Genomic DNA, 20,235 nt, shown 5'->3' on the forward strand with positions numbered 1-20,235 from the left:
CTCACCTTCACTTTAAACCAAGACTTTGATGAAATGCTGCATGGAGCGAACCGAATTGATCACAAAAGTCGTGAGTGGAGCCCTCTCCAACATTACGTCCATGGTTCATGAATATCACCTGATCCGCAATATCTTCTGCGATCTCAAGCTGATGGGTAGAGAACACGACCATGTGACCATCCTGTTTGATTCCCTTGAGCAGCTGAGTTAATTCCTGCATCCAGAATGGGTCCAATCCATTTGTTGGCTCATCCATGATGAGCAGTGGAGGTTTCGACAGCACAGCCTGGGCGAATAACACACGTTGGCGCATGCCTTTGGAGAAGGTCGTAACCCGGTTTTTCTTTTGATCCTCCAAACCTACCATGGTCAGTACTTCCTGTACTCTCTCCTTGGGAACTTTCCTCAGAGAAGCCCAGAACAGAAGCATTTCCTCCGCACTCAGTCCTTGATTAAATTGATAATCGTCCGGCATATATCCAATCTGCTCTGAATAACGCTTGCGCTCCTTCAACCATCGCACATTGTTCACCGCAACCTCACCGGAGGTAGGCCGAAGAATTCCTGCGATCATTCGCAGAACCGTGCTTTTCCCTGCGCCATTCCCTCCACAGAGGGCAAGCACTTGGCCAGAATTCATGTGAAAGGAGATATCCTCAACAATCGGTTGCTTTTTAATGGATTTGCACAATCCTATCACTTCGAGCCCCGCTTTATCCATGAGAACGCCCCCTCTCCCAGATCGCGTATACCGCCAGGACAGAGCAGGTGATCCAGAACAGGCATATCCCGATGAAGATCCAACTGCCACTTGGTTGCTGCACCCACTCCACCCATCGATAATATTCTGGTCCCAGAATGGAGCCGCCTCCCAGTTTGATCACGACATACAAACGTACCAGCTCGGCCGGATTGATAAGTGTTAGTATAATCAGTAGCGGTTTGACCCACAGATAAGGCATCAGTCCCAGCACAGAAAGCAATAATGTTGGCCACCCAATGACAGCGAAGAACCATACGGTCACGGATATGGTTAACGCCTGCCACCGATTGCGCGACAATGAACCGATGAATAGAGCCAGCGTCAGAAATAACAACACCAGTCCACACGAGAATGCCAGAAAGAGAAGATATGTCATGGCATCCAGTGGATTTCCGATTACTCCGCTAATGACCCCCATCAGGCCGTATCCAAATGCAACAATGGTGATCAAAACAATCGACAGCCCAAGATACTTGCCCACAATAAAAGACATCGTGCCAATGGGATACGTGGATAGCAGCTGCCAGCTACCGTCTTCCTTTTCCGATGTTAATGAAAAGGAACCGAGGAATAGCGTCATTAATGGCAAAAGGTAGAGAATGAGATTCAACATCGAACCTGTGGTGCCCGAATATCCTTCAACCAGATTCTGTGAATTTAGAAGTAACAAACTTAAGCTAAATGTGCAAAAAAGAATCAGAAACGAATATGCCCAAGGATTGCGAAATCCCATTTTCACTTCTTTTCTTGCAATCTGTATCATATCTGACATCATTGATCACCATTTTCTATTGTCATTCCTAGTGGCCTGACTCTTCTTTCATCTCACCTTCCTGATGCATCTCATTACCGTCTCCTTCTTCACCATGTCCGTGCTCATCATGCCCATGTTCACCCATCATGTCCATATTCTCTGTGTTCTGTTTCCAGTCATGGGAGGCAAGATCCTCAGCGGTCATAATGGTTCCGACACCTTGCTCTGCAATGAAAGCTTCAGCCGAAGGCTTGTCCTTAAAGTTAAGAATTCCATAAGCCATAGGCGTACGCAATGAAGCGTCGTACACATACGTGGCTTTACTGTATTCAATCCATTCCTTGTCATTATAATCACGTACATAGTCCATACCGATGTTATCTGTGCCATTTTCTGTTTTCCACTGGTTCATGCAGCCGATGTCATCGAACTTGTAATTTTGGCCGTCTTTCGTAGTGAGCTGTGTTGCATATGCATCGTCCTTCACCTGCATTTTACAGATCGCACAGATATCCACGTCTTCATTGATCGGCAATGCCGCGTATTTTGTTCCGCAAGCGGTTAACAATACCATGCCAAACATAAGTACCATAACCATGGACCATCTTCTGTTCAAGCTTTTGTTCATTTTCGTAATACCCCCATATAGATGATTATAAAAGTTGCCATACCCAACAGAACTAACCCGAGCATCCACACCACATTGGAACCTGCTGCCCTTTCCACTGACATGTTCAGATCAGATCCCGTATCCATGCTCATTCGTGGCGAATCGTCGGTAGTCCATTGTTCTCTGCCCTCTGTAAATAAGTCACTCAGAAAGACCATACCCGGTGATTGAAAAAAGAGCTGATATGCTGAATTTCGACTGACCAGTTGCTCATAAAAAGGATTGATGGCATAGGATATTTCACTGATCCCATCCTGATTCAGATCGAGCCCCTGAAAGGAGTCCCAGTAATTCTCCATCATGGTATTATTCGGGCTATCCAGCGCTGAAGCTTCAATAACATTGGATACCAATTGGTTACCTGTAAGCTCATTAGCTTCTGCCAGAACAAGCTGGATGCCAACAAAATTCCGAAGCACCGCATTGCCACGGATTTCATTGCCCGATGACTCTGCAATATTCATGCCGACACGATTACCCTCCACCACATTGTTATGAATTGAGGATTGATGCACGTCATACAACAGAATGCCTTGGGAATGAACATTAGTACTCTGTTTGCGAAAAGAATTGCCCGAGATTACCGTATTCTTGACGCCCATAATCATGGCACCTGTCATGTTCTCTTCTCCGGTATTATCCATGACAGAAGAGCCGTCAATGTACATACAGTGGATGCCATACCTTGTATGTAACAGCCTGTTATTTTGCACGATAGACTTGCGACTGTTCTCCAGATAGATTCCATCTCTCATGCCGGTGATCTCATTGGCTTCAATGTAGCTATCATGGGAGTTGTACAGATCAATACCATTGCCCTTCTGGCTACTGGAAGCAGAATCAGCCCCCATCCAAGTAATGTTGTTCCGCTGAATCGTTGCATGACTCGAATTTCGGATGATCATCCCGTACCCCTGGGTCTGAATATGCAGATCCGTGATCTCACTGTTTTTCCCTTCAATCTGAATGGCTGCAGTCTGTTCATTGGTATCATGTTCAATTGTAAAACCGCTCAATTTCACCCCATCCGAGCGAATCATTATCGTAGAGGTGGCTTCCGCATTAACAACTATGACCGTAGGATCACCCTGAATGGTGATGTTCTTGTCAATCGTCACCGGTCCAGAATAACGACCTGACGCAAGTTCAATGACTTCTCCAGGTGCAGATCGGTCAATCATAGGCTGAAGGGGAATGAGATCACGATGTCCGGAAGAGCCCATGACTGCACCGTGCGGAAGAGATAGTAGGAGCATCATCATTCCGATTAGAAAAAGTAAACCCGTAACCCGACTCTTCTTACAACTGTTGAATGCACCCAATCCTGCCTGAGGATTACTCATGATTCAAACCGCGCAATTCCGGCTTCTGGTTACAGTTGCTTATTGCTGTGGCAATGTATTCAACGGGTCTTACGTTAATCCAAAATATACGTTGGTTGTACACACCATCCCTCCATTCCACTTAAAATCAACTCTCCATGTTCCTCATCCATTGAAGCAACGTAATAAATGAAGCGTTATCACAATCCTGATCACAGTGTACTTAAAATGATATTTATTCCATATAGCTCAATTAGGCTATAGACGCTACATTTTTGTGTCGATATTGTGATGTAAAACAAAAAAAGCCGCCATATAGGCGACTTCTAAGTAACATATTATTCAAATGGATAGGTCCAAAATGTTTCTCTGCCAAAACGTTTCTTGATTTCTTCATTATTCAGCTCACGATTTCCTACAAGCTCTGCTGCCTGGAATTGTGAACGATGGGCACGAATGGACGCCATTTTCCGATCCAAAAATTCGGATACGTCAACGAATACATCCGGTTTGCCAATATACTGTTCCTGATTATTTGCGAACGCAACGCAGTGAACAATCGGACGTTCATCCACAGGAAGTTTAGCGATTGTACGTATAACAGCGGCTCCCGTTGCATCATGATCGGGATGAACACTGTACCCCGGATAGAACGTAATGACCAGCGTGGGGTTTAATTCTTTAAGTAGCGACATGACGGTGTCTTCCAGTAACTGTGGGTCTTCGAACTCCAGCATTTTATCGTGGAAACCCAGCATTCTCAGGTCCTGAATACCAATCGCTTCAGAAGCTTCGATGAGTTCCTGTTTACGGATGGCAGGCAACGTCACTCGGTTGGCAAATGGAGGAATCCCCATGTTGCGCCCCATCTCGCCAAGTGTTAGACAAGCATAGGTTACATGGGCACCGCCATCTATGTATTTGGCTAACGTTCCCGATACAGAGAAAGCTTCATCATCTGGATGGGGATACACCACCAAGATGCGCTCATGCTCTTGCTCGTTGTGTGTAGTATTCATGTTATTCAACCCTCCGCTTTCATCAGAACATCTCTCGGCTTAATTGTAACGCCACAACTAGTTTACCTTGGCTGTCGTGACCGGCAAGAATCAGTCTTTCTTGTTCCTGCTCATCAATATGTGTAAGACCTTCGGCGTAAAGCCATCCTTGCGTCGTTTTCAGACCAACACGGTATGGACCTGTACCTGAAATGGATCCCTGCGTATATCGTATGGCCGCATTAGTAATGAATGCCGATGCTGGATGTTTAGTACTGTCCATGTGTTGTGCGTAAGCACCTGACGTAAGCTCTAGATGTACGTATAAGTCCTGATCAGCAAGATTATTGATCCGGAGCTGAATATCTTGAGGTTTAATTGGTTGCATAGCGGCCTCCTTGTCTAATGTAATTGTACGAATTTCATTTTAACATAACCTGAAGAGAATATACATGGAGTGACCCTGTCGCCTCTTATAGAGCATTCTCATGATGATTCAGGTTTGAAAACAAGAACAGATTTGCCCGTTTTTTTCTCTTTTTATTCATGGACCAAATCTATATTATGAAGTGTAGGCAAAAACGCCCGTGATGAAGAACCTAAATCTTAAGTGAATCTTGCTCCAACATGTTTGGAAAGGAGTTTAACTCAACTTGAAATCTCTAATACAACTACTTCATTTTGGCTATCATCAGGCCATGAGTTGCATATTTCCCGTAGCGATCTTTGGAACACTGGCCCTGTCCAGCGTAATTCCTATTCCTTTCCTTCATCGATATGATGCCATTCTGCTCGTATTACTTGCTGTGCAGTACCTGATGTATCGAAGCGGCTTGGAAACCCGGGATGAAATCAAGGTCATCTGTGTATTTCACATTATTGGCCTGGTGCTGGAGATTTATAAAGTATGGATGGGATCCTGGTCTTACCCTGAGCCAGCTTACACCAAAATCCTGGGTGTGCCTCTTTATAGTGGATTCATGTATGCAAGTGTAGCCAGTTTTATGTGTCAAGTGTGGCGAAGACTGCGAATGGACATGACCGGATGGCCTGGTTTTGCACCTTCCATGCTGCTCGGAGCAGCCATCTATATTAACTTTTTCACTCATCATTTTATTCCCGATTTTCGCTGGTGGCTGACGGCGCTTGTATTTATTGTCTTCTGGAAAACCTGGATTATCTACCGGGTACGAGCAACGACCTATCGAATGCCGTTATCGCTGGCTTTTATCATTGTTGGTTTCTTCATCTGGACTGCCGAGAATATCGCTACATTCTTCAATGCCTGGAAATATCCAGATCAGCATGATGCATGGCAACTGGTTAGCTTTAGTAAGATCAGTTCATGGTTCCTGCTGGTCATCATCAGTGTCATCATCGTTGCGCAGCTCAAATATGTGAAAGCCAATCGAACCCCAGATGATCCAAAATCCAGTTAACTATTTATTCTCTAACCGTAAAACAGCAGCAATCTTAGACTCGTACATAAAGTCTTCGAATGCCGCTGTTTTTTTACTGTGCCAATGCAACTGGAGATATACTTATGTCCCCCACCTGATCGGTAACACTTTCATTTGACAAAAACGACACTAGTGTCATAAAATGATCAATAAAGCGACATTAATGTCACTTTTTTTTGATTCTATTACATCAGGAGGAAGCTATGACTCAGAAATCGTTGTCCAAAAAAATGATGATCCTTGCAGGTGCACATCAGGTATTTGTGCGAAAAGGATTCCATGCTGTCACGATGACAGATATTGTGGAGCAATGCGGAATTAGCCGCGGCGGTCTTTACCGATATTTCAACTCAACAGAGGAGATTTTCAGATCCTTATTGATGGAAAGTAGCAAACAGACGCATGAAACTTTTACAGCCCAGATGGAAGCAGCTATACCATTTCAGCAGATCATGGATGCATTCTGGACAAGTCAACGGATCGATCTAACTGAGATCAATGACAGTATTATGACCGCGGCGTATGAGTTTTTCTTGTCACACCGCAATGCAGAGGATCGTGAGTTGCTTCACCGCCAACAGGATCATAGCATCACGGAGCTCAGTCGACTGATCGACTATGGGGTCCAACGTGGTGAAATACAGGTTGAGGCAAGCCACACGGCTGCTGCTCATATTGTTATTTTCCTGGAGGGACTACGAGTGCTTGCCCTGTCTACCGATCTAACTGAAGATTTTATTCGCGAACAGCTTGATTTCATCCAAATTCATCTTTATGAAAGAAGTGTGTAAGATGAACATCGCCATCTCCGTTCAGAACGTAACGAAACATTTTAAAAAAAATGAAATGATACTAGGCGAAATCAGTCTGGATCTCGCTGAAGGTGAGTTTACAGCCATCATTGGCCCAAGTGGCTCCGGAAAATCCACGCTTCTCAACCTGATGTCAGGACTGCTCAGACCCTCAAATGGTCACGTCTTCATCAATAACCAGGATATTGCTGAACTGAACGAGGATGCACTTGCCGACTTTCGCAGACTGCATCTGGGTTACATTTTCCAACACTACCATCTACTCTCTCATCTTACGGTTCGTGAAAATATATACATTGGGCTCTCTGGAACAAGTGAACGCCACACGGTTGAGGAGCTAGCTGCCCTTCTGGGGATTGAGGACATCCTGAATCAGTTTCCCGGTCAACTGTCTGGTGGGCAACAGCAGCGGGTAGCCATTGCACGTGCATTAATTAAGAGGCCTCGTATCTTGTTCTGCGACGAAGCCACGGGTGCGTTGGATGAGATGAACAGCAAAAATGTGATCTCGCTTCTTCATCTTGCCCGGCAGCAATACGGAGTGACCATTGTGTTCATCACCCATAATCCTGAAATTGCCAAAACTGCTCAGCGCGTAATTACAATTAAGAACGGCTCCATCTATCAGGATCGATTGAACGAGCACCCAATTACTGCTGCACAGATGCATTGGGCATAGATATACTCACAATGGGAAGGCGGAAGACTAATGCGCTATCTTAACAAGCATGTGAACCGTTTATTGAAGCAAAACCGTGGATACACCATCCTCTTGTTTCTCATGGTAGTGCTGACTTCGTTTATGTATTTTTTTGTGGAATTCTCGGTGGATCGTAATCAGGTTCATATTCAAGAATACGCTGAGACACAACATTTGGAGGATTTCCGCTTCCAATTGCAAGAAGATGCAGATCGTTTACATGCGTTAGAGGAGATACATACAGAAGCTATTATCGAGGAAAAAAGATTCAAAAAAGTTACACAAGACAGTACAAATTATTATCTGCTCGCTCCACCCCAGATGCTAAATGTACCTTACCTATTGGAAGGTCGACTGCCGGCAGCTTCTACGGAAGTTGCCCTAATGCCGCACTATATGGATAAGCATGCCCTGACTGTAGGAGACTCAATTACCATAGGAAATCAGAATCTCACCATCGTTGGCTCCATGTTTTTGCCAGACTACCAATCATTTATTCCTTTCAATGACCTGAAGCAAGATTACAATCAAGCGACTTTCGGTGTCGTTACCCCTGATGTGTACCATAAGATAAACGGACAGGAAGAGCGCTATTATGCAGCAAAGTTCAAACCAGATGTGGACTCCGGCTCAGCTGAAGTGCGCATAAGTAGTGATCCCGCCTTCTCATATTTGGCTTTCAATTCTGGACTTGAGAGCAGCACCGAACCACTGACCGCAATCGATTCCAATCAAAGTCTGGCCCAGAGCTTCCTCTTCTTGTTTACACTCATTACTTTGTTTATCTTCTACATGTTCTACACCCGTTTCGTCCGCCTTCACCGTCAAGATTTCGGTTGCTTCAAGGCAATGGGATATACGGCAAGACAGATCAGCCACGCACCACTCGTTTATTCACTGATCCTATCGACAGCAGGAGGACTCGTCGGGATGGTTTTGGGTTTCTTCGGTTCCTCTGTCCTAATCCATATGTATGCTCAAATGTACTCCTTCCCCCTCTGGGAACGAGGCCTTGAACTCCGTTCTATCTTGTTTGGGCTTTTGATTCCTATCATCGGAACGGTGCTGGTCACCTGGATGTCTATCGTTCCTTTTTTGCGCCAAGAGACCTTTCATGTCATGCATAACACGATTAAGCCTCTTCCGAATGGAAGATTAACCACAGCTCTTCAATCCGTAATTAGCCTTTTGCCGGAACGATTAAGGCTTCCTCTGCGCGTCGTGCTTCGCAAATGGAACGCCATTTTCTTAAGTGCAGCAGCAATTTTTCTGATGACCTTGTTATTTATCATGAGTTCTTCGTTGTATCAATCAAGTGGTGCCGCCCTGGAATCACAGACGACAGGCATGCACTACAGGTACGATATCCGTTATCCCAATCTGAAGGAAGATGAAGTAACATCGCATAGGTCCAGCATGTACTACCTCAGACAGTCCGTACAGCTCGTGGAAGTTGATGGACAAAAACTCTCAGGAGAGTTGGTCGGCATGGATGATCAGGGAACACAGGTGCAACTTATGAATCATGACAACACCCCCATTCTGCCTGCTGAGCTGGATGGTATCGTGGTGAGTGAGGCGACCAGTTCGTTGTATGACATCCAATCCGGAGATACCGTTCAACTGATTATTAATCATCAACCACATAACGTCTCAGTCCGTGAGATTAGCCGAAATGGTGAAGCAGATACGATCTATACATCCAAAACACAATTAGCGAGGTGGTTGAACGTTAGCCCCTTCATGCATAACGGGGAATACAGTAACGACAGTGCTCAGGACTCAAATGCACGAGTGGTTACTGCCGAGAACAAGTTAGCTGCTCTGCGTAGCGATGCAGTATCGAGCCAATCCAGTGCTGTCATTAATCAAGTGGCAGGGATTCTTGTTGGTTTCCTGCTGATATATCTAGTCATTTTGCTTAACGTTCAGGATAGCCATAAGGATATGCATATCCTTCGATTGCTTGGATATAGCCATCGAGACATTAACCGTACGCTCGTCGATGTATACAAACCGCTATTTGTCCTGCTGTATCTGATTGCTGTACCCGTTGCGATCCTGGCAGCACGTGCAATCTTGCGCATGATCTCATTACAAACCGGGGATTATATCCCGTTCCAGATCCATTGGTGGATTCTAATCCTGATCCTCATACTGATTTTGCTTCAATATCAGTTGGTCGTCTCCTTATTTAAGCGAAAAGTGTTTAAGCAGACACGAGGCATGGGGCTTGAAAGTATTCCAAGTCATGAATAAGTTGTGACTATAGAATGCATAGTTGTTCTGTTTGAGATTATTTAACAAATAATGAGCCAAAGCCATCTGTCTCTTCAATGTCTTTGTTGATTAAGAGGTTCTCCTTTTCATCGTATGCTTTGATGGTATAAGGAAGAGTAGCTGATGATGGCAGGAATACGTACCAGATTCGTTGGTTCTCACCTGCCTCAACCAGCTTCACATCGAATGTGTCGGGTTTACCCGTTTCTTTGATTTCAACAGTTACACGTTTGATAGTGGAGTCTATGATGTCACCAAACAGCATGGGAAACGAGGCCGAGACTTTTTCCAGTTTCGGTATGCTCATATAATGCAACGCAGACTTGGATTCAACTGATTCATTAATGGAATATCCTCCACCCCATACCCATTTCCATCCGAAAATGTTCTTGCGGGTATACTCCATCTGAAGATTACTGTTGTTTTCCCGATCCTTTTTTTGTGTGAACAAAATCATGCCACCGTCTAAAGCCTCCTGATGAATGAATTGGGAAGTATAAAACTCACCTCTAAATTCTTGAACGGCCCCTTGAGGACTGTTCGCTATAGGAATACGTATAGGTTCATTCAATCCCCAAACTTTGGATATCCGTTGATCGGCTAGTCCGCCAGCTCGTTCATTCATATACATATATGCCAAGATTGACAGGGGCGATAATAAAATTACTATTGCAGTGATTAGCAAAATTCTCCTGTTACGCTTGATTATCTCCATTGTACACTCCTTATGATGACGGTGAAATATTAAATACAATCACTCTGATATTACCATAATTAGCATATTGGTTCTTGTTTGAGTATAATTCGTACAATCAAAAAAGGCCGCCAAGGGCGACCTTTCAAGTCATTCATCGAAGCTATTCTCCCAGAAAGATTACTTCGGTTTCCAATTCAACTTGGAACGTATCATAGACTTTCTTCTGAATAAATTGGATCAGATCCATATAATCCTGGGCAGTAGCGTGATCCACATTTACGATAAAACCTGCATGCTTCATGGAGATTTCAGCACCTCCGATGCGAGTACCCTGCAAGTTACAATCCTGAATCAGTTTACCGGCAAAATGTCCTTCGGGTCGTTTAAATACACTTCCACAAGAAGGATACTCCAGCGGCTGCTTGGATTCTCTCAGGAACGTTAGTTCCTTCATTTTGCTTGCAATTTCATCCTTGTTTCCTTTTTTGAGCCCGAATTCGGCCTCCAGTATGATATAGTGATCCATTTTGAAGAGACTATTTCGATAACCAAACTTCATCTCTTCTCGCGGGATCTCCAACACTGCGCCGTCTTTGGTGATCACAGTCGCACGTTCAACAACATCTGCGATCTGACCGCCATAAGCACCCGCATTCATGTAAAGTGCGCCCCCCGTGCTGCCGGGAATACCGCAAGCAAACTCCAAACCGGTCAAGCTATGCTCCAAAGCAAGTCTGGATACATCAATGATATCAACGCCGCTTTGCGCAATCATGCTGTCCTCACTCACTTTAATTTGATCGAAGTGGCTAAGAGAAATCGTTACTCCCCGGATGCCCCCGTCTTTAATGATGACGTTTGAGCCTTTTCCAATGACCGTCAGAGGTAACTGATGTAAGTTGGCAATTTCTACGATTTTTGTGATTTCGTCTATCGTTGTTGGATGGATGAGAATATCTGCGTTACCACCAATTTTTATAAACGTGTGATTTTTTAACGGTTCATTGAATTTCACTTTTTCCAAAGGTATCTGATGCTCAAAAATATTCATGATTTTCTCTCCCTGAATTCATAAAGAAATGATTGCACCATCGCGAAAATGAGATGCTCCTTCTTTATTATATGCTAAATAGGAGATTTTGTTTGAAATTATGTTGTTTTCACAATAATTAATCGCACTCTCTTTAGATTTTGAACTTTTCCGTGAGTTCCTGAAGACGTGATGCCATGCGAGCCAGATAAGATGAAGATGAACTAATCTCTTGCATTGAAGCAAGTTGTTGCTCTGTTGCCGCAGATACCGTTTGCGCCCCTTCCGCCGTTTCCCGCGAGACATGAGAAATGTCCTCGATTTTCGCCACCACATGGGAGGTCTCTTGAACGATATCATCGGCCATGGTGGACACTTCGCTGGCTTTGCTGTTCACCATATCCACGGACAAGGTAATTTCTTCAAAGAGCTGGCCCGCCGTATTCATCACGGTCATCCCTTTGGAAACTTCACCAATCGCCTCAATCATGGATTGATCCGCATGCTGGATTCCTTCGTTAATGCTGCCAATTAGTGTGGTGACTTGCTTCGCAGAATCAGCAGCTTGCTCCGCGAGTGCACCTACTTCTCTGGCTACAACAGCAAAACCTTTGCCGTGTTCACCTGCCCGTGCAGCTTCAATGGAAGCATTCAAAGCCAGTAAATTGGTCTGACGGGAGATATCTGAGATCACCTTGATGATTTGCCCGATCTCCAACGAAGTCTGAACCAGATGGTTAATGCCATCCGACACACGATTGACGGAATGGTGTATGGTTCCCATTTGTGTCACAGCGCCATTGATGGCCTGCCCACCCTCTTTTGATTTCTCCGTTACATGTTCTGTAGCTAAAGCTGTCGCTGAGGCATTATTGGCGATATGACCGATTTGTTCCGCCACATGATGAATAGAACGCAGACTCGCTTCAACCAGCACCACCTGTCTGTCAGCGCCTTCCGCCATCTGTTCAATCGTTTCAGCGATATGCCCTGTTGCCGTAGCACTTTGACCCGCATTAGCGGATAACTGTTCCGAAGCAGTGACCAGTTGATTAGATGAATTCTTCACCTCGGATACAATGGAATTCAGGGAACCGACCATAAGGTTGAAGGCATCCCCCAACTGACCGAGTTCATCATTTGAATAAATGGCTGCACTTTGGGTCAAATCTCCCCGACTGACTTCCTCAGATACATTATTCAATGTTTTGAGCGGTTTGGTGATCGAACGCACGATCAGGATTGTCATCCCTATCCCTAGCAGGGCAAACACGGAGATGACCATTAATGTATTGTTCCAAATGGGTTTGGCTGCTTGCACGATCTCGATCGGTGAGCGATCTCCTGCGATTTTCCAGCCCGTAAGCTGATTGGTAATATAGACGAGCTGACGTGTCTCTCCTTCAGGAGAGCTTTGCTCAATTTGGCCGGAGTCGCCCTCAAACATCGTTGTCCCGGGTCCTCCATCACCTTGAGCGGTGTCTTGTTCTGCATCGGAAGAAGAGTTGAGCGGTGTTGCACTACCATTTGCCGCATCCTCACCCTGAGAACTTTCAGTTCCCCATGGCGGAGTTACGATCATAGAGCCATTCGCGCCAAAAATGACGACAAAGCCGTTATCTCCAATTTTGATCTGGCCTACAATCTCTTGCAGAGTGCTTAAATCAAGGGTTACAGCGACGACTGACTTGCTGTCACTAGACGCTTTCGCTAAGGTCAATACCGTGTTACCCGACTGTTCCGAAGTGAACGGCTCCGTCAGAACAACCTGTCCTGGATCAGCCATCGCCTTTGTATAGAATTCGCTCTCCAGAGGTTTATCGTTGCCCGGCTTGCTCTGACTGGAAGAAGCGTACACATGCTGTCCGTCGCTGTTTACAAAAATAGCTGATTCGACCTCCGAATGGTTATTGGTATAGGCTTTTAATGCGGCTTCAGGAGTTGTAGATGTAATGGATTCGGCTAAGAGACCCACATCTGATTGTTTAGCTTGTATGTATTGGTTGATCATGCTGCTAACGAGCGATATGTCGGTGTTGGCCATGTTGGCTAGTTGTGTATCTACTTGCTGTTTAGCGGTAAAATAGGCAAATCCTCCGATAACCAGACTGGGAAGCAACAATACGATTAAAAATGATGCTACCAGACGGTTCCTGACCGTACCGATTTTTTTCTTGAATTTCATAGGCGTTTCTCCTTATGTATGATGTATCGTAGCTTATTCTCTATTAAGCATGAAATAGATGAGGGTACGATTAATTTCAACTTAAAGATATATGAAAGTTTTTCATGAAACTAAATATTCTCTTTCAAAAAAATAAATAAAAAATACACCTTGCGGAACCAGCATCTAGGCCGGATGAATACCGCAAGGCATTTCTCATGCAACTACCGTTATCTCGTGGACAAGAAAACTACATGATTATGAGAGTTCTATGTCTGTTTGAGTCAGCTTGACCGATAGATCCCATAAACGAAGAGCTTGCTCAGGGTCGATAGCATACTTCTTGACCCCATAGAAACCTCCATCCTCTGGAGCCAATTCACTGATGTCACAATCCTCACAGTAGACACCGCCTTTTCCCTCAAGCTGAGGTGAAGTTGCTGCCCAGACTTGCGTCGCTGCCCCCTGCTCAGGTGTTTTGAACGCAGGGTTGGCCACTTGTCCAGATTCATCAATCCAGCCCAGCGCAATCATTTCCTCTTTTGGCATATGACGCTGTAGTGGTGTCATAATTCCGCCTGGATGAACTGAGAAAGCCCGTACTCCGTGCTCTGCACCTCGACGATCCAGCTCAACGCTGAATAAAATCGTTGCTGTTTTGGACTGTCCATAGGCAGGGAATTTCTCATAGCCATGTTCAAATTGGATGTCATCCCAACGAATAGGCGAGAAATGATGTCCCGCTGATGCCAAGGAAACAACACGTGCTCCCCCCTGACTAGCGAGTGCTGGCCATAACAGATTAGTCAGGGCAAAGTGGCCCAGATGATTTGTTGCAAATTGAGCTTCCCAGCCAGGACCAACCCGTGTCTCCGGGCAAGCCATGATGCCCGCATTAAGAATCAGCATGTCAATGTTCCGATCACTCGCCAGAAACCGCTCGGCAAAAGCACGAACGCTGGATAAATCAGCAAGGTCCAATGCATCTATTTCAACACCTTCAAGACCAGAAAGTGCTTCCTTTGCAACCGCTGGACGACGTGCAGTCACCACTACACGGGCTCCCGCATTAACAAGCGCACGTGTCGTCTCCAACCCGAGACCCGAATATCCACCCGTTACAATAGCAAGCTGTCCTGACAAGTCCAGATCTCTCAATACATCCTCCGCTGTACTGTTATGATTGAATCCAGAGTCCATTTTATGTTGTAAAGTTCTAATATTATTTTCCTGTGTCATTCTGTTCATCTCCTTGGCAATATTTCTTTTTCTTCTTCAAAGTCTACACCCTAGAGCGTACTCTAAGTCAAATGGAAGTGAATACATCGTCTCGCAACTTTTCCGTGCAATCTGCATAAGTAAAAAAGCCGCCAATTGGCGACTTTCGTTGAAAAATTTATAGTCATCTAAGTTACGAATCACCCTGAACGGTGGATAACGAAACAAGGACCGGGCTGGCGAAATCAGAAGCCTTCTCACCTTTTGGATTATGAAGACGGAATAGAAATGCATCCCCTTCTTCTGATTTCCAGACCATATAATCGCTAATGCCTTTTTCACCAGAGGCCTGAAGATAGAGCTCGGCATAACCAAGCGGGTGTTCTACCAGTTCTCCGCTATAATCGGATACCTTACCGGCTTTTTCTAATTCTTCTTTACCCGCTGTCTCCAGTTCTGCCAGATTATACTCCAAAGGCAGTGGTTCAATATCCACATAATAGTCAGCGTTACTAGTCAGTGACAGACGGCCTTTAACAGCATCAAATGTGAATTTCTCAAATACGTACAAGGAAAATCCTTCTCCTTGTTGCAAGGTCGCTTCTAGTGATTGATTGCCATCTGCGGTCAACATTTCAAAACTTTCGGTCTGTGGACGCTCTGTTTCAATCGCGTCTTCTGTTTCACCTACTGGCATTGATGGTTGAGGGCTAGGCAAAGGTTCATTACTACCAGAGCAAGCTGCAAGTGTTAGAACTATAACGATTAACGAGATACTCATCATAATAGAACGTGGTTGAAACATCAGGTTCATTCCTCCCTGTCTATATTCTGCGCTTACATGTTATTACCCATGGCAGAAACTCGAAACCTATAGGCCCAACCTATGAGTTTATCCATAATCAGTATTTCCCTTGATCCCTTCCAGTTTGTAAAATATGGAGAAAACATCAAGGAGTGATAAGCACATGGAATTCTCAGTAAAGCAGCTGTTTGATAAGGTAGCCCAAGATTATGATGTGCAGCGAAAGCAGCTTATCCCTTGCTTTGATGATTTTTATGGAATAGCTCTGGATCTGATGGAAAGCCCGCTCGATTCTCCACGTATTCTTGATCTGGGTGCAGGAACGGGACTGCTCTCCGGATTGGTCCTGCAAAAGTATCCCAACGCACGATTAACCCTGATCGATATTAGTGATCAAATGCTTGAAGCAGCACGTCGAAGATTTGCTGATGCAAACCAAGTACAGTATGTGATCGGGGATTACTCCAAGTACGATTTCACCAGTTCCTACGATATGATTATTTCCTCCCTGTCTATTCACCATCTGCCCCACGCTGACAAGAAAAAGGTGTTTGACTCTGTACACAAGTTGTTAGAACCAGGTGGATGTTTCATCAACGCAGATCAAGTTCAGGGAAGAACCCCCGATACGGACACCTATTACCGCCAGCGCTGGTTAGAAACGATACATCAAAGTGGTTTGTCTGAGGAAGCCATCTCGGCTTCGATCGAAAGACGCAAGGTGGATATCAATGCCACGCTGGAGGATCAATTGATGTGGTTGGAGGAAGCTGGGTTTGGCGTGGCAGACTGCATGTACAAATACTTGGACTTTGCAGTGTTTTACGCACAAAAATAAAAAAGACCGGATTAGAAGCGAGTTATGCCCTGATCCGGTCTTCTCCCATGATTTTATTCTGAATCGATTATTTCAGCGATGCTGGCAGCTTGACGCCGAGAAGTTTGCCTTCGGCTTGGATGATGATCATTCCATTTGTCTTCAATGTCTTATTATGCAGGTCTCCCCCGGTAGAGACTCGAAAAGCTGGCTGACCCGTCATCATGTTGAGGGCAAGCAGGGTGCCGTTACGTTGCGCTCGATACATTCCTTTACCGTAAACATCAATCTGAGAAACCGGGGCATCACCATGCCACTGCACCTCCTGACCGTTAGCCAGCTTAATGCCTTTAAGTTCACCTGTCTCGAGGTTTTTGTACACCAGCCGTTCCTGTACAATGCCAAGTAACTCCATTTTGTCCCCGTAAGGTTGGTGAAACGTTCGAATGGGCGTAGTTTCCGACTTGGTCGTATTCAACGAATACTCCGCTATGTTGTCCCCCTGCGAAATGTACAGTTTGTCTTTATAGACAAGTATACCTCCTCTACCATTCGTATACGGTGGGTCACCAGGCATGGTCCACCTATACTCCTGACTTCCTTTCAACACACCGGTCTTCAGGTTGTAAGCATTGACTTTCCATTTGCGTTCAGGTGAAGACTCGTCATCTTCCAACATTGGAGAATAAAAATCCACCGAATACACAAGACCGTCTTTGATCTGAATAGCTTCCCCCTGACCAAAATGCCCCCAAAGCTTCTTGCCCGTTTTCTTGTCATATGCATTAAGTTGAACGGATGTAAGTGCCCCTTGGACAAAAAAGGTTCTCAGTACAATACCATTAGACTCTTCAAGATATTCAGTACCATGACCTTCGCCTAATGGCTCATCTGCCTTCCAGCGCAGTTTGCCTGACTGGATATCCAGTGCAAACGTTGTACTTCCTTTAATAACATAGAGGGTATCCGCTGTTGGAATCAGAGCTTCCGTACGTTGAACCGTATCAATCCAGGTGGATGTTCCTGACTGCCATTTTGCTTTGCCTGTTTTTGCATTCAAGGCATATGGCTTGTGATCACTGGTCAGTCCGTAGAGGACGCCGCCTTGATAGGTAATATAAGGTGTCAGTTCTTTGCCGTAAGTCCACAGCCGTTTACCTGTTGTCGCATCAAGTGCAATCAACTTTGATCCAGCAAACGTAAATACTTTGCCTTCTTCTGCAATGGCATTAGCTCCGATGTACGTCTCGTTCATACTCAAATAGTTATCTACTTTTGCTGTCCAAGAAGGTTTCAGTTCAGGTACAGTGATTCGCTGATAGGAATACCAGTTACGGATGGATACATCCGATGCTTCAGCATGTGCCTGAGATGGCAACACGCCGATGACTCCATGAACCATCAACATTCCGGCAGTAAGACCTGCAACGATGGGTCTGCCTGCTCTTCTTTTCCATTGCTTAGTCGTTTGACGTTTATGTCTATTGATCATAGATAATAATTCCTCCTGTTAAAAATGAGCCTGATATATAACTACATAACCATAACGTGTGGTGAGTCCAAATAGTTACGAGATTGTTAAATTATTCAAAGAAAATATCAAAAAAGCCGCCATAAGGCGACTTCCTGAATACGACATTATTTATGTGACAAGTTGCGCACGACAATTTTGTAACTCAGTCCCTGCTTTACTTTAATTCAATCTGGAATACATCACCGGCATCCCCACCAAAAACGATAAAACCACTTTTCGGGAGCTTCGTCGATTCCTGTTTAGTTGCTAAAGAGAAGTCAACCATTTCACCCTTATCATTATACACTGCATAACCTCCGGTCTTCGGAGAATCCACCATGATGGATTTGTTACCCGATCGGGCGTCGATCGCATACCACCGCGCTTGACCGTTTGCCGGAATAGTTGTAATTCCTTTTTTCCCACCAAAGATTGGAGTAATCGCATCCTCGGCAATGTATTCTTGCCCATCCTGGATCAAAATCTCGGCGCCATTCTTTGTGTAAAATTGCAGATCAAACGCGTCTCTTCCGTTCATTACAGGAATCTCGGCTATATTCTCTGCGTTGTTTGCATCCATGATTTGCGTGCCATTTGCATAGCCATTTTGGGCATCAACAGACAGGTTCTTGATCAGCATCGATGGAAGCAGATAAAAGATCGACGTTATTTTTTCATCCAACGCGTAATATTTCGAGCCGTCACGAGCTGTCCATTTCTCTTTGGTTGTTGCGTCAAGCGCATTATGATCCAGTTTTTGATAATCATACGTGTTCATCACCGTTTGACCTATGCCGGGTAACGTTATAATCGCCTGAACTTTAACATACACCTTGTCATTACGTTCCTTCACAAAACTAGCTTTCACACTGCCATCCGCACTTGTAAAATGTTCGTCGCCTGTGTAGACATAGTTCTGCTCAGGAATAATTCCTCCCAGCAAGGCAGGCAGTTGCATCTCACCATCCTTAATCGCTATATCCAATGTCTCTCCTACCGTACCATAGAGACCGGAGTACGCGCTTAATTCTGTTGGCATCTTCACTTTGACAGGTGGTGAGAATGTCTGATCAGGCTGAACATCGTTGATGATGCCCTGACCCTCCAGAACGTCCAGCAGCACTTTGCTGGCAAACATCTGATTGTAGACGGAAGATCCGCCAGAGGATAGGACCGCCATTGAAATATCATGTTCAGGTATAGTGATTAACACGGCATGGTACAACATGGTATCCCCGCCTTTGGCAAGCGCGGTAACCCCATAATCGCTGAAAGGTGCAAGCTCAACCGAATCCCACCCCAAGCCATAATTGATCGTATTTTGCTCATCAGATACCCATATGCCCTTCCGATATTCATGAGATTGCATGGCCTTCACAGCAGATTCGGACAGAATATCGGGTCGGTTCCCCATTAAAACCTCTCCGAATTGACTCAATTCTTCTGCGGTAGAGTACACCCCGCCTGTGCCGATAATGTTTGCATTTTCGGTAGGCATCGTCATCTCAAGTGTAGGCCAATAGGTTTCGGATAATTGCGCTCTGTCAAAGGAATCTAGTGGTGTCTTCGTTGATTCCAACTTCAACGGCTCGCTGATGTACTTGGCGATATATTCGCTGTAGCTTAACCCACTCACCCGTTCAACCAGGATTTCAAGCAATTGAAAACCGTCATTGGCGTAGACGGAGTATTCGCCAGGTTTGGATTTCAGTTTTTCGGACTGAAGTTTGAGCAATAGTTCATCATGATTGCGGCTGTCATTATCGTCAAACAACATGCTGTTTCCATAATGTGTTCCGTAAAGACCAGATGAATGATTCATCAACATGCGCGGTGTGATTTGCGTATATCGCGCATCTGCCATCTTAAAGTCCTTAATATACGAAGTAAGCGGCTCATCCAGATCTATTTTTCCGGAATCAACCAGCTTCATGGCGGCTGCCGTAACAACCATTTTACTAACCGAACCTATGCCATACATGCTATCCTCGTCTACTGGCTTCTGTGATGCCTTGTCGTGTAGTCCTACACTATCTGATAAAATGAATTCTCCTTCATCCATGATCGCATATTGCACACTGGTGACACCGTAGTTTTGCACCATCTGCGTGGCGATCTGCTCCGCCCGTGCCTCAATCGTACTGCTGTTATTCGCCTCTGCGCTGACATCTGCCAGCGGTGTAATGACAAGCACCGCTGTACATAAAAGACTAATTAATTTTTTCATCCCAT

18 protein-coding genes are annotated in these 20,235 nt (G+C 45.0%); 5 read left to right on the forward strand and 13 right to left on the reverse strand.

What is annotated here, in order from left to right; all coding sequences use genetic code 11:
• Positions 1-7: 7 nt before the first annotated feature.
• From ccmA to MKY87_RS29945, 6 genes are all read right to left on the reverse strand, one after another.
• A complete protein-coding gene (gene ccmA, locus MKY87_RS29920; RefSeq protein ID WP_339783966.1) occupies positions 8-721 on the reverse strand; it encodes a heme ABC exporter ATP-binding protein CcmA in 714 nt (237 codons plus the stop codon).
• Complete coding sequence (locus MKY87_RS29925) at positions 714-1,535, reverse strand: ABC transporter permease (RefSeq protein ID WP_339790627.1); 822 nt, start codon at positions 1,533-1,535, stop codon at positions 714-716. Before MKY87_RS29925 ends, ccmA begins: the two co-directional genes overlap by 8 nt.
• A 28-nt stretch (positions 1,536-1,563) precedes the next feature.
• A complete protein-coding gene (locus MKY87_RS29930; RefSeq protein WP_051449728.1) occupies positions 1,564-2,145 on the reverse strand; it encodes a nitrous oxide reductase accessory protein NosL in 582 nt (193 codons plus the stop codon).
• Entirely contained in the window at positions 2,142-3,530 is a 1,389-nt protein-coding gene (locus tag MKY87_RS29935) for a right-handed parallel beta-helix repeat-containing protein (protein WP_340967671.1), read from the reverse strand. Before MKY87_RS29935 ends, MKY87_RS29930 begins: the two co-directional genes overlap by 4 nt.
• Before the next feature lie 317 nt (positions 3,531-3,847).
• Complete coding sequence (gene bshB2 / locus MKY87_RS29940) at positions 3,848-4,528, reverse strand: bacillithiol biosynthesis deacetylase BshB2 (protein WP_339783968.1); 681 nt, start codon at positions 4,526-4,528, stop codon at positions 3,848-3,850.
• A 22-nt stretch (positions 4,529-4,550) separates the two neighbouring features.
• Positions 4,551-4,895, reverse strand: coding sequence for a YojF family protein (locus MKY87_RS29945; RefSeq protein ID WP_017688572.1), 345 nt, complete (start codon positions 4,893-4,895; stop codon positions 4,551-4,553).
• 265 nt (positions 4,896-5,160) lie between these two features.
• On the opposite strand from MKY87_RS29945, the gene MKY87_RS29950 reads away from it, so the two are divergent.
• The 4 genes from MKY87_RS29950 (at position 5,161) to MKY87_RS29965 (ending at position 9,738) form a co-directional block, all read left to right on the forward strand.
• A complete protein-coding gene (locus MKY87_RS29950) occupies positions 5,161-5,946 on the forward strand; it encodes a DUF817 domain-containing protein (protein WP_340967672.1) in 786 nt (261 codons plus the stop codon).
• A 224-nt stretch (positions 5,947-6,170) separates the two neighbouring features.
• Positions 6,171-6,758 (forward strand): TetR/AcrR family transcriptional regulator, encoded by a 588-nt coding sequence (locus MKY87_RS29955; protein ID WP_340967673.1) that lies wholly within the window; start codon positions 6,171-6,173, stop codon positions 6,756-6,758.
• Position 6,759: 1 nt separating this feature from the next.
• On the forward strand, positions 6,760-7,458 hold the full coding sequence (locus MKY87_RS29960) for an ABC transporter ATP-binding protein (RefSeq protein ID WP_340967675.1): 699 nt from the start codon (positions 6,760-6,762) through the stop codon (positions 7,456-7,458).
• A 30-nt stretch (positions 7,459-7,488) separates the two neighbouring features.
• Positions 7,489-9,738 carry an ABC transporter permease gene (locus MKY87_RS29965; RefSeq protein ID WP_340967677.1) on the forward strand — a complete coding sequence of 750 codons (2,250 nt, stop codon included), beginning with the start codon at positions 7,489-7,491 and terminating at the stop codon, positions 9,736-9,738.
• A gap of 37 nt (positions 9,739-9,775) precedes the next feature.
• Here MKY87_RS29965 and MKY87_RS29970 read toward each other — a convergent pair whose 3' ends face one another.
• The 5 genes from MKY87_RS29970 to MKY87_RS29990 all read right to left on the reverse strand — a co-directional run bounded on the left by MKY87_RS29970 (position 9,776) and on the right by MKY87_RS29990 (position 15,673).
• Positions 9,776-10,384, reverse strand: coding sequence for a hypothetical protein (locus tag MKY87_RS29970; RefSeq protein WP_340967678.1), 609 nt, complete (start codon positions 10,382-10,384; stop codon positions 9,776-9,778).
• A gap of 232 nt (positions 10,385-10,616) precedes the next feature.
• Complete coding sequence (gene murB / locus MKY87_RS29975; RefSeq protein ID WP_445259540.1) at positions 10,617-11,525, reverse strand: UDP-N-acetylmuramate dehydrogenase; 909 nt, start codon at positions 11,523-11,525, stop codon at positions 10,617-10,619.
• A 115-nt stretch (positions 11,526-11,640) separates the two neighbouring features.
• Positions 11,641-13,671, reverse strand: coding sequence for a methyl-accepting chemotaxis protein (locus MKY87_RS29980; protein ID WP_340967680.1), 2,031 nt, complete (start codon positions 13,669-13,671; stop codon positions 11,641-11,643).
• A 237-nt stretch (positions 13,672-13,908) separates the two neighbouring features.
• The gene (locus MKY87_RS29985; RefSeq protein ID WP_340967682.1) at positions 13,909-14,889 is read right to left on the reverse strand and encodes an SDR family NAD(P)-dependent oxidoreductase; all 981 of its coding nucleotides are present in this window, start codon (positions 14,887-14,889) and stop codon (positions 13,909-13,911) included.
• A gap of 172 nt (positions 14,890-15,061) precedes the next feature.
• Positions 15,062-15,673, reverse strand: coding sequence for a hypothetical protein (locus MKY87_RS29990; RefSeq protein ID WP_340967684.1), 612 nt, complete (start codon positions 15,671-15,673; stop codon positions 15,062-15,064).
• 163 nt (positions 15,674-15,836) lie between these two features.
• Between MKY87_RS29990 and MKY87_RS29995 the strand changes: the two genes are divergently transcribed.
• Positions 15,837-16,511, forward strand: a complete 675-nt coding sequence (locus tag MKY87_RS29995) for a class I SAM-dependent methyltransferase (RefSeq protein ID WP_338594603.1) — start codon at positions 15,837-15,839, stop codon at positions 16,509-16,511.
• 67 nt (positions 16,512-16,578) lie between these two features.
• Here the strand turns inward: MKY87_RS29995 and MKY87_RS30000 are convergent, their stop codons facing one another.
• Positions 16,579-17,982, reverse strand: a complete 1,404-nt coding sequence (locus MKY87_RS30000) for a PQQ-binding-like beta-propeller repeat protein (RefSeq protein WP_340967686.1) — start codon at positions 17,980-17,982, stop codon at positions 16,579-16,581.
• A gap of 196 nt (positions 17,983-18,178) precedes the next feature.
• Positions 18,179-20,230: a serine hydrolase domain-containing protein gene (locus MKY87_RS30005; protein WP_340967687.1), complete on the reverse strand. Its 2,052-nt coding sequence runs from the start codon at positions 20,228-20,230 to the stop codon at positions 18,179-18,181.
• Positions 20,231-20,235: the final 5 nt, after the last annotated feature.

The sequence above is a fragment of the Paenibacillus sp. FSL R7-0198 genome (assembly GCF_038000415.1).
Lineage (GTDB): Bacteria > Bacillota > Bacilli > Paenibacillales > Paenibacillaceae > Paenibacillus.

Coding starts and splice junctions, on each gene's coding strand:
- ccmA (WP_339783966.1), bottom strand. CDS start 721: ATGGATAAAGCGGGGCTCGAAGTGATAGGATTGTGCAAATCCATTAAA.
- MKY87_RS29925 (WP_339790627.1), bottom strand. CDS start 1,535: ATGTCAGATATGATACAGATTGCAAGAAAAGAAGTGAAAATGGGATTT.
- MKY87_RS29930 (WP_051449728.1), bottom strand. CDS start 2,145: ATGAACAAAAGCTTGAACAGAAGATGGTCCATGGTTATGGTACTTATG.
- MKY87_RS29935 (WP_340967671.1), bottom strand. CDS start 3,530: ATGAGTAATCCTCAGGCAGGATTGGGTGCATTCAACAGTTGTAAGAAG.
- bshB2 (WP_339783968.1), bottom strand. CDS start 4,528: ATGAATACTACACACAACGAGCAAGAGCATGAGCGCATCTTGGTGGTG.
- MKY87_RS29945 (WP_017688572.1), bottom strand. CDS start 4,895: ATGCAACCAATTAAACCTCAAGATATTCAGCTCCGGATCAATAATCTT.
- MKY87_RS29955 (WP_340967673.1), top strand. CDS start 6,171: ATGACTCAGAAATCGTTGTCCAAAAAAATGATGATCCTTGCAGGTGCA.
- MKY87_RS29960 (WP_340967675.1), top strand. CDS start 6,760: ATGAACATCGCCATCTCCGTTCAGAACGTAACGAAACATTTTAAAAAA.
- MKY87_RS29965 (WP_340967677.1), top strand. CDS start 7,489: ATGCGCTATCTTAACAAGCATGTGAACCGTTTATTGAAGCAAAACCGT.
- MKY87_RS29970 (WP_340967678.1), bottom strand. CDS start 10,384: ATGAATGAACGAGCTGGCGGACTAGCCGATCAACGGATATCCAAAGTT.
- MKY87_RS29980 (WP_340967680.1), bottom strand. CDS start 13,671: ATGAAATTCAAGAAAAAAATCGGTACGGTCAGGAACCGTCTGGTAGCA.
- MKY87_RS29985 (WP_340967682.1), bottom strand. CDS start 14,889: ATGACACAGGAAAATAATATTAGAACTTTACAACATAAAATGGACTCT.
- MKY87_RS29990 (WP_340967684.1), bottom strand. CDS start 15,673: ATGTTTCAACCACGTTCTATTATGATGAGTATCTCGTTAATCGTTATA.
- MKY87_RS29995 (WP_338594603.1), top strand. CDS start 15,837: ATGGAATTCTCAGTAAAGCAGCTGTTTGATAAGGTAGCCCAAGATTAT.
- MKY87_RS30000 (WP_340967686.1), bottom strand. CDS start 17,982: ATGATCAATAGACATAAACGTCAAACGACTAAGCAATGGAAAAGAAGA.
- MKY87_RS30005 (WP_340967687.1), bottom strand. CDS start 20,230: ATGAAAAAATTAATTAGTCTTTTATGTACAGCGGTGCTTGTCATTACA.